The organism is uncultured Aquincola sp. (genome assembly GCF_964001545.1).
Taxonomy (GTDB): domain Bacteria; phylum Pseudomonadota; class Gammaproteobacteria; order Burkholderiales; family Burkholderiaceae_C; genus Aquincola.
The window spans coordinates 1-8,330 of the sequence record NZ_CAXFDV010000037.1 but is presented as its reverse complement, the minus strand read 5'-3'; the positions used below and the strand labels follow the sequence as shown (position 1 = coordinate 8,330).

Below are 8,330 nucleotides of genomic sequence, written 5' to 3'. Positions count from 1 at the left end.
TCTCGGCCCACATCGCGCGTGAACTGGGCGGCAGCCTGGCCGGCCACAACCGGCCCGAGGGCGGCGCGGCCTTCGTGCTGATGCTGCCGCTGCGGCCCAGCCACACGGCATGATGGGCCTGCACCCCGGGAGCCTTGCGATGACCGACACCGCCATCCGCGTGATCTTCGTCGAGGACGACGAAGACGTGCGCATCGGCTGCCGCCAGGCGCTGGAGCTGGCCGGCTTCGAGGTCGAGGCCTTTGCCAGCGTGGAGGCGGCGCGCCCGCGCGTGCAGGCCGGTCAGCCGCTGCTGGTGCTGTGCGACGTGCGGCTGCCTGGCACCAGCGGCCTGGACTGGCAGCGCGAGCTGCAGGCGCTGGACGCCGAGCTGCCGGTGATCCTGATCACCGGCCATGGCGACATCGCGATGGCGGTGCAGGCGATGCAGGAGGGCACCTACGACTTCATCGGCAAGCCGTTTGCGTCCGACCATCTGGTGTCGGTGGTGCGCCGCGCGGCCGACAAGCGCCGGCTGGCGCTGCAGGTGAGGGCGCTGCGCGAGCAGCTGGAGCAGCGCCAGGGCATCGAGGCCACGCTGCTGGGCCGATCGCCCGCGATGGAGCGGCTGCGCCAGCGGGTGCTGGCGCTGGCCGCCACCTCGGCCGACGTGGTGATCTACGGCGAAACCGGCACCGGCAAGGAGCTGGTGGCCCGCTGCCTGCACGACCATGGCCCGCGCCGCAAGGCGAATTTCGTGGCGCTCAACTGCGGCGGCCTGCCCGAGAACCTGGCCGAGACCGAGCTGTTCGGCCACGAGGCCGGCGCCTTCACCGGCGCGCAGCGGGTGCGGGTGGGCAAGTTCGAGCATGCGCACGGCGGCACGCTGTTCCTCGACGAGATCGAGAGCATGCCGATGTCGGTGCAGGTCAAGCTGCTGCGCGCGCTGCAGGAGCGCAGCATCGAGCGCATCGGCTCCAACAAGCCCATCGCGGTGGATTGCCGCGTGGTGGCCGCCAGCAAGGAAGACCTGAAGCTGATGGCCGAGCAGCAGCGCTTTCGGGCCGACCTGTACTACCGCATCGGCGTGGCCTTCATCGAGTTGCCGCCGCTGCGTGAGCGGCGCGAAGACATCCCGCTGCTGTTCGAGCACTTCTCACTCGCCGCGCAGCAGCGCTTCCAGCGCGCGGCGCCGCCGCTGACCCCCGCGCAGGCCGCCACGCTGATGTCGCATGCCTGGCCCGGCAATGTGCGCGAACTGCGCAACGTGGCCGAGCGCCACGTGCTGGGCCTGGCCGGCGACGACCTGCCCGGCAGCGAAGGCGCGCCGCCGGCCGCCAGCGGCGCCACGCTGGCCACGCAGCTGGAGCATGTGGAGCGCACCTTGATCGCCGATGCGCTGCGCCGCCAGCGCGGCGACGTGGTGGCCACCGCGCAGGCGCTGGGCATCGGCAAGCAGACGCTGTACGACAAGCTCAAGCGGCTGGGGCTGCGGGCGGAAGAGTTCCGCTAGCCCGGACGGCCGGGCTGGCCGTCGCCCGGTGGCCCGGGTGGCCGGGCCGCTGGCATCACGCCCGGGAAAAAGGCTTTGCAAAACAAGCACTTGCCGCAAGCATGCGGCGCTTGCGTCTTGGTCCCTGGATTGCTATCTCACAGGCTGTACTTCCGCCTTCATTCCAAGGAGACAAGCCATGCATCCCCAGGCCACCAAGAAGCCGCTCTACCGATCGCTGTACTTCCAGGTCATCGTCGCCATCGTCATCGGCGTGGTGCTCGGCCACTTCTGGCCCGAGACCGGCGCGGCCATGAAGCCACTGGGTGACGGCTTCATCAAGCTGATCAAGATGATCATCGCCCCGATCATCTTCTGCACCGTGGTGGTGGGCATCGCCGGCATGGAAGACATGAAGAAGGTCGGCAAGACCGGCGGCCTGGCGCTGCTGTACTTCGAGATCGTCAGCTCGCTGGCGCTGGTGGTGGGCCTGATCATCGTCAACGTGGTCAAGCCCGGCGCGGGCATGAACGTGGACGTGAGCGCGCTCGACACCAAGGGCATCGCGGCCTACACCGGCCCGGGCAAGATGCAGGGCACGGTCGACTTCCTGCTCAACGTCATTCCCACCACCTTCGTGGATGCGTTCGCCAAGGGCGAGATCCTGCAGGTGCTGCTGATCGCGGTGATGTTCGGCTTTGCGCTGCACAAGTTCGGCGGCCGCGGCACGCTGGTGTTCGACTTCATCGAGAAGTTCTCGCACGTGCTGTTCGGCATCGTCGGCATGATCATGAAGGTGGCGCCCATCGGTGCCTTCGGCGCCATGGCCTTCACCATCGGCAAGTACGGCATCGGCTCGCTGGTGTCGCTGGGCCAGCTGATGGCCACTTTCTACGCCACCTGCCTGATCTTCATCTTCGTGGTGCTGGGCGCCATCGCCCGCTTCCACGGCTTCTCGGTCTGGAAGCTGATCAAGTACATCAAGGAAGAGCTGCTGATCGTGCTGGGCACCTCGTCCAGCGAATCGGTGCTGCCGCGCATGATGGCCAAGCTGGAGAACCTAGGCGCGCGCAAGTCGGTGGTCGGCCTGGTCATTCCCACCGGCTACTCGTTCAACCTGGACGGCACTTCCATCTACCTGACGATGGCGGCCGTGTTCATCGCCCAGGCCACCAACACCGACATGACGCTGACCCAGCAGATCACGCTGCTGGCGGTGCTGCTGCTCACCAGCAAGGGCGCGGCCGGCGTCACCGGCTCGGGCTTCATCGTGCTGGCGGCCACACTGTCGGCGGTGGGCCATGTGCCGGTGGCCGGCCTGGCGCTGATCCTGGGCATCGACCGCTTCATGAGCGAAGCGCGCGCGCTGACCAACCTGGTGGGCAACGGCGTGGCCACGCTGGTGGTGGCCAAGTGGACCGGCGACCTGGATGTGCAGCGCATGCAGGCCCACCTGAACGGCGAAACCGTGGCCGAGGCGCAAGAGCCTGAAGCGGTGCTGGACCAGTCCGAAGCGCGCATGCCGGCGCGCTGAGCTGCTGAACGCCGCTGCGGCCATTCCGCGGCGGAATAGCTCTTATCGCCAGCTTGCCGTTCCCCGCGGCGGCGCGGGCCGGAATCATCGCCTCCAGGCAACCAGGAGACGATGCAATGGCCAAGATGAAAGCCGCGATGGCGGCGGTGCTGGTGATGGAGAAGGAAGGCATCTCGCAGGCCTTCGGCGTGCCGGGCGCGGCGATCAACCCGCTGTACGCCTGCCTGCGTGAGCGGGGCTCCATCGCCCATGTGCTGGCGCGCCACGTGGAGGGCGCCTCCCACATGGCCGAGGGCTATACCCGCGCCCGCGCCGGCAACATCGGCGTGTGCATCGGTACTTCGGGCCCGGCGGGCACCGACATGATCACCGGGCTGTATTCGGCCCAGGCCGACAGCATTCCCATCCTGTGCATCACCGGCCAGGCGCCGCGGGCGCGGCTCTACAAGGAAGACTTCCAGGCCGTCGACATCGAGTCGATCAGCAAGCCGGTGACCAAGTGGAGCGTGACGGTGCGCGAGCCGGCCCAGGTGCCGCGCGCCTTCCAGCAGGCCTTCCATCTGATGCGCTCGGGCCGGCCCGGGCCGGTGCTGATCGACCTGCCGTTCGACGTGCAGATGGCCGAGATCGAGTTCGACATCGACACCTACGAGCCGCTGCCGGTGTACAAGCCTGCGGCCAGCCGCAAGCAGGTGGAAAAGGCGATGGCGATGATGCAGGCGGCCGAGCGGCCGCTGATCGTGGCCGGCGGCGGCATCATCAATGCCGATGCGTCCGAGCTGCTGGTGCAGCTGGCCGAGATCACCGGCGTGCCGGTGATCCCGACGCTGATGGGCTGGGGCACCATCCCCGACGACCACCCGCTGATGGCCGGCATGTGCGGCCTGCAAACCAGCCACCGCTACGGCAATGCCACGCTGCTGGCCAGCGACTTCGTGCTAGGCATCGGCAACCGCTGGGCCAATCGCCACACCGGCAGCACCGAGGTGTACACCCGCGGCCGCACCTTCGTGCATGTGGACATCGAGCCCACGCAGATCGGCCGCGTGTTCATGCCCGACCTGGGCATCGTCTCCGACGCCAAGGCGGCGCTGCAGCTGTTCGTGGACGTGGCGCGCGAGATGCAGGCCGCCGGCACGCTGAAGAACCGCAGCGCCTGGGCCGCGGAATGCCGCGAGCGCAAGCGCACGCTGCTGCGCAAGACCAACTTCGACACCGTGCCGATGAAGCCGCAGCGGGTGTACCAGTGCATGAACAACAACTTCGGCCATGACACCACCTACGTGTCCACCATCGGCCTCAGCCAGATCGCCGGCGCGCAATTCCTGCATGTGTACGGGCCGCGGCAGTGGATCAACTGTGGCCAGGCCGGCCCGCTGGGCTGGACCATTCCGGCCGCGCTGGGCGTGCGGGCGGCCGACCCCACGCGCCGCATCGTCGCGCTGTCGGGCGACTACGACTTCCAGTTCATGATCGAGGAGCTGGCCGTGGGCGCGCAGTTCAAGCTGCCCTACATCCACATGGTGGTGAACAACAGCTACCTGGGGCTGATCCGCCAGGCGCAGCGTGGCTTCAGCATGGACTACTGCGTGCAGCTGGGCTTCGAGAACATCAACACGCCCGAGCTGCAGGGCTATGGCGTCGACCACAAGGCGGTGGTCGAAGGCCTGGGCTGCAAGGCCATCCGCGTGCACCGGCAGGAAGAGATCCAACCCGCCATCCAGCAGGCCGAGCGCTGGATGGCCGAGTTCCAGGTGCCGGTGGTCATCGAGGTGATGCTGGAGCGGGTGACCAACATCGCGATGGGCACCGAGATCGACGCGGTCAACGAGTTCGAGGAGCTGGCGCTGACGCCGGAAGACGCACCCACCGCCGTGGGCCTGCTCGACTGACCCGACCCACTTGTCTAGACAAGGAGCGCTGCATGCCCCAGTTCGCCGCCAACCTCACGATGCTGTTCACCGAGCGGCCCTTCCTCGACCGCTTCGAGGCCGCCGCCAAGGCCGGCTTCAGCGCGGTGGAGTTCCTGTTTCCTTATGCCTTCGAGACGGCCGAGATCCGCCGCCGCCTGGACGCCAACGGCCTGCAGCTGGTGCTGCACAACCTGCCGGCCGGCGACTGGGACGCCGGTGAGCGCGGCATCGCCTGCCATCCCGGCCGCGAGGCCGAATTCCGCGACGGCGTGATGCGTGCCATCGACGTGGGCACCGAGCTGGGCACGCCGCGCCTGAACTGCCTGGTGGGCAAGGCACCCGCCGGTGTGGATGTGGCCACCCAGCGCCGCACGCTGGTGGACAACCTGCGCTTTGCCGCGGCCGAGCTGAACAAGGCGGGGTTGAAGCTGCTCGTGGAGCCGATCAACCGCTTCGACATCCCCGGCTTCTGGCTGCAGCGCACCGACGATGCGGTGGCCCTGCTGGACGAAGTGGCCGCGGCCAATGCCTATGTGCAGTACGACATCTACCACGCGCAGCGCACCGAGGGCGAGATCGCCGCGACGCTTTCTCGGCACCTGACCCGCATCGACCACATCCAGCTGGCCGACAACCCGGGCCGGAACGAGCCCGGCACCGGTGAGCTGAACTGGGAGTTCCTCTTCCGCCACATCGACGGCCTGGGTTATGCCGGCCACATCGGCTGCGAATACAAGCCGCTGACCACCACCGAAGCCGGCCTGGGCTGGCGCCAGCGCTTTGGCCAGTGAACCGCTGGCACATCACACGGAGACACGCATGAAATTGGGATTCATCGGCCTGGGCATCATGGGCGCGCCCATGGCAGGCCACCTGCTGGCCGCCGACCACACGGTGTTTGTGCACACCCGCGGCGAGGTGCCGGCTGCGCTGCTGCAGGCCGGCGCGGTGGCCTGCGCCAACGCCACCGAAGTGGCGCAGCAGGCCGACATCGTCTTTTTGATGGTGCCCGACACGCCGGACGTGGAGAAGGTGCTGTTCGGCGAGAACGGCGTCGCGGCCGGCTTGTCGAAGGGGAAGACCGTCGTCGACATGAGCAGCATCTCGCCCATCGAGACCAAGGCCTTCGCCCGGCGCATCAATGACCTGGGCTGCGACTACCTGGACGCGCCGGTCTCGGGCGGCGAAGTGGGCGCCAAGGCCGCCAGCCTGACCATCATGGTCGGCGGCGATCCGGCGGTGTTCGAGAAGGTCAAGCCCCTCTTCGAGCTGATGGGCAAGAACATCACGCTGGTGGGCGGCAACGGCGACGGCCAGACCACCAAGGTGGCCAACCAGATCATCGTGGCGCTGAACATCGCGGCGGTGGGCGAGGCGCTGCTGTTCGCCAGCAAGGCCGGCGCCGACCCGGCCAAGGTGCGCCAGGCCCTGATGGGCGGCTTCGCGGCCAGCCGCATCCTGGAGGTGCATGGCGAGCGCATGGTCAAGCGCACCTTCAGCCCCGGGTTCCGCATCGGCCTGCACCAGAAGGACCTGAACCTGGCGCTGCAAGGCGCCAAGGCCATCGGCGTGGCGCTGCCGCAGACCGCCGGCGCCGCCCAGCTGATGCAGGTGGCCGCGGCCCAAGGCTGGGACCAGCTGGATCACTCGGCGCTGGTCAAGGCGCTGGAAGTGATGGCCAACCACCAGGTCAGCCCCGACATCGGCTGAGGCCGATGCCCGCAGGCTGTCCCCCACCCGTCGCCTGCGGGTCCTACGCACCCGGCCTGCCGCAGCGGGCCGTCAGAATCCGCGCATGAGCACCACCCCACGCCCCCAGCAAGATCCCCGTGGCTTTTTGCGCGCGCTGTACGACGCGGCCGTGCAGCGGGCCCTGCCGATGCACACCACGCAGGCCTTTCTGCCGCCGCCGCCCAAGGGCCGCACGGTGGTCATTGGCGCGGGCAAGGCGGGCGGGGCGATGGCCCAGGCGGTGGATGCGCTGTGGCCGGCCGACGCGCCGCTGTCGGGCCTGGTGGTCACCCGCTACGACCATGTGCCGCCGGCCTACAAGGCCCGGCCCGGCCGCATCGAGGTGGTGGAAGCCGCGCACCCGGTGCCCGACGAAGCCGGCCGCCGCGCCGCCGGCCGCATCTACGAGCTGGCCCAGGGCCTGACCGCCGACGATCTGGTGCTGTGCCTGATCTCGGGCGGCGGCTCGGCGCTGCTGTCCATGCCGGCCGAAGGCATCACGCTGGAAGAAAAGCAGGCCATCAACAAGGCGCTGCTCAAGAGCGGCGCCGCCATCGACGAGATGAACTGCGTGCGCAAGCACCTGTCGGCCATCAAGGGCGGCCGGCTGGCCGCGCTGTGCGCGCCGGCCCAGGTGGTCACGCTGCTGATCAGCGACGTGCCGGGCGATGAGCCGGCCGTCATCGCCAGCGGGCCCACGGTGCCCGACCCCAGCACCTGCGCCGATGCGCTGGCCATCCTGCAGCGCTACGGCATCGAGGTGCCGGCCGCCGCCCGTGCCGCGCTGGAAAGCGGCGCCGCCGAAACGCCCAAGCCCGGCGACCCGCGCTTTGCCGGCCACCAGGTGCACATGATCGCCACGCCGCAGCAAAGCCTGGAGGCAGCGGCCGCGCTGGCGCGCGAAGCGGGCATCGAGGCGCACGTCCTCAGCGACGAGATCGAGGGCGAATCGCGCGAGGTGGGCAAGGTGCATGCGGCGCTGGCCCGCGCGGTGGCGCGCCACGGCCAGCCCTTTGCCAGGCCCTGCGTCATCCTGTCGGGCGGCGAGACCACGGTGACCGTCAAGGCCAAGGGCGGCCGCGGCGGCCGGGCCACCGAGTTCCTGCTGGGCTGCGCCATCGCGCTGCAGGGCCAGCCGGGCGTGTGGGTGCTGGCGGCCGACACCGACGGCATCGACGGCGTGGAAGACAACGCCGGCGCCATCGTGAGCCCCGACACCCTGGCCCGCGCCACGGCCCAGGGCCTCAAGGCAGCCGAGGTGCTGGACCGCAACGACGCCTACAACTTCTTCGCGCCGCTGGGCGACCTGGTGGTGCCGGGGCCCACCTTCACCAACGTCAACGACTTTCGGGCGTTGCTGGTGCTGTAGGGCGGCCCGGCGGCTGGAGTGTTCTCAGCCACCGGCGGTGCTGACCCACCAGGTGGTGCCACCCGGGTTGCGCACGCCGCCGCGCCGGTCGCCGTCGTCCTGCGTGGCGGGCGGCTGCACCGGCTGGCCACCGGCCGCCAGGGCGGCTGCGTAAGCGGCATCCACGTCGGGGACGTACAGGTGCACGTGGGCGTCCACCGCGGGCCAGCCCGGCATCGCGTCGGCCAACATCACCACACCGTCGTCGATGCGCACCTCCGCATGGCGCAGGCGGCCCTGCTCGCCGTCGATCTGCCGCAGCGGCTGGCCGCC

General features: G+C 69.4%; 7 protein-coding genes. 6 read left to right on the top strand and 1 reads right to left on the bottom strand.

The features are described from left to right. The first annotated feature begins 139 nt into the window (after positions 1 to 139). The 6 genes from ABNT58_RS01430 to ABNT58_RS01405 all read left to right on the top strand — a co-directional run bounded on the left by ABNT58_RS01430 (position 140) and on the right by ABNT58_RS01405 (position 8,018). Positions 140 to 1,492 carry a sigma-54 dependent transcriptional regulator gene (locus tag ABNT58_RS01430; protein WP_348751733.1) on the top strand — a complete coding sequence of 451 codons (1,353 nt, stop codon included), beginning with the start codon at positions 140 to 142 and terminating at the stop codon, positions 1,490 to 1,492. A gap of 178 nt (positions 1,493 to 1,670) precedes the next feature. After that, positions 1,671 to 3,005 (top strand): dicarboxylate/amino acid:cation symporter, encoded by a 1,335-nt coding sequence (locus ABNT58_RS01425; RefSeq protein ID WP_348751732.1) that lies wholly within the window; start codon positions 1,671 to 1,673, stop codon positions 3,003 to 3,005. 116 nt (positions 3,006 to 3,121) lie between these two features. Next, complete coding sequence (gcl, locus tag ABNT58_RS01420) at positions 3,122 to 4,897, top strand: glyoxylate carboligase (protein ID WP_348751731.1); 1,776 nt, start codon at positions 3,122 to 3,124, stop codon at positions 4,895 to 4,897. 32 nt (positions 4,898 to 4,929) lie between these two features. After that, positions 4,930 to 5,709, top strand: a complete 780-nt coding sequence (gene hyi, locus ABNT58_RS01415; protein WP_348751730.1) for a hydroxypyruvate isomerase — start codon at positions 4,930 to 4,932, stop codon at positions 5,707 to 5,709. A gap of 28 nt (positions 5,710 to 5,737) precedes the next feature. Beyond that, a complete protein-coding gene (gene glxR / locus ABNT58_RS01410) occupies positions 5,738 to 6,628 on the top strand; it encodes a 2-hydroxy-3-oxopropionate reductase (protein WP_348751729.1) in 891 nt (296 codons plus the stop codon). Positions 6,629 to 6,713: 85 nt separating this feature from the next. Further along, positions 6,714 to 8,018, top strand: a complete 1,305-nt coding sequence (locus tag ABNT58_RS01405; protein ID WP_348751728.1) for a glycerate kinase — start codon at positions 6,714 to 6,716, stop codon at positions 8,016 to 8,018. 24 nt (positions 8,019 to 8,042) lie between these two features. On the opposite strand, the gene ABNT58_RS01400 is transcribed toward ABNT58_RS01405, so the two are convergent. Further along, positions 8,043 to 8,330 (bottom strand): VOC family protein (locus tag ABNT58_RS01400; RefSeq protein WP_348751727.1); only part of this gene is annotated, 288 nt, incomplete at its 5' end.

What these genes read in the sequence shown, in the direction of transcription:
- ABNT58_RS01430 (WP_348751733.1), top strand. Translation starts at nt 140, where the DNA reads ATGACCGACACCGCCATCCGCGTGATCTTCGTCGAGGACGACGAAGAC.
- ABNT58_RS01425 (WP_348751732.1), top strand. Translation starts at nt 1,671, where the DNA reads ATGCATCCCCAGGCCACCAAGAAGCCGCTCTACCGATCGCTGTACTTC.
- gcl (WP_348751731.1), top strand. Translation starts at nt 3,122, where the DNA reads ATGGCCAAGATGAAAGCCGCGATGGCGGCGGTGCTGGTGATGGAGAAG.
- hyi (WP_348751730.1), top strand. Translation starts at nt 4,930, where the DNA reads ATGCCCCAGTTCGCCGCCAACCTCACGATGCTGTTCACCGAGCGGCCC.
- glxR (WP_348751729.1), top strand. Translation starts at nt 5,738, where the DNA reads ATGAAATTGGGATTCATCGGCCTGGGCATCATGGGCGCGCCCATGGCA.
- ABNT58_RS01405 (WP_348751728.1), top strand. Translation starts at nt 6,714, where the DNA reads ATGAGCACCACCCCACGCCCCCAGCAAGATCCCCGTGGCTTTTTGCGC.